2 protein-coding genes are annotated in these 423 nt (G+C 40.0%); one reads left to right on the top strand and one right to left on the bottom strand.

Features of this window, described 5'->3' with window-relative positions:
- A partial coding sequence (locus X919_RS17085) for a hypothetical protein (protein WP_216592157.1) occupies positions 1 to 197 on the top strand: 197 nt, incomplete at its 5' end.
- On the opposite strand, the gene X919_RS17080 is transcribed toward X919_RS17085, so the two are convergent.
- A partial coding sequence (locus tag X919_RS17080) for a hypothetical protein (protein WP_036917468.1) occupies positions 190 to 423 on the bottom strand: 234 nt, incomplete at its 5' end. The two genes, X919_RS17085 and X919_RS17080, sit on opposite strands and share 8 nt — an antisense overlap.

Genomic DNA, 423 nt, shown 5'->3' with positions numbered 1-423 from the left:
TTTTGTTTGTAATTCCTTATTGTTTTGCGTCTTACCGCACGTTTCTGCCTGCAAAAGTAGGATGTGTTTTCCATACCTCAAAGCAGCAGGGAACAGCAGGGAAATATAGGGAACTTGAAGGAAAAGACAACATATCTTATCGGTTGCCTTTTTCGCATTATTCTTTGATTTCTTCTTTCACCGTTTATCCTATATGAAGGATAATCCCAATCGGCGCAAAATACAGCAAACATAGGCAATACACACATTTCTGTCTTTGGCTGTAGCTATCATTCCCAACTCTGTTTTCCACAAAAATCCCATTTTCTTGCCCTGCCACGACAAAATATACATGTGAACTTTATAGCAGACAGACGCAACATTATGCAAGCACTCTCCGAATGCTTGGAACTTTCCAGTTCTCTTCATAACTTCACTCTCGGA

The organism is Prevotella sp. HJM029 (assembly GCF_000599605.1).
GTDB lineage: Bacteria > Bacteroidota > Bacteroidia > Bacteroidales > Bacteroidaceae > Prevotella.
This window is presented reverse-complemented; position numbering and strand designations above follow the sequence as displayed.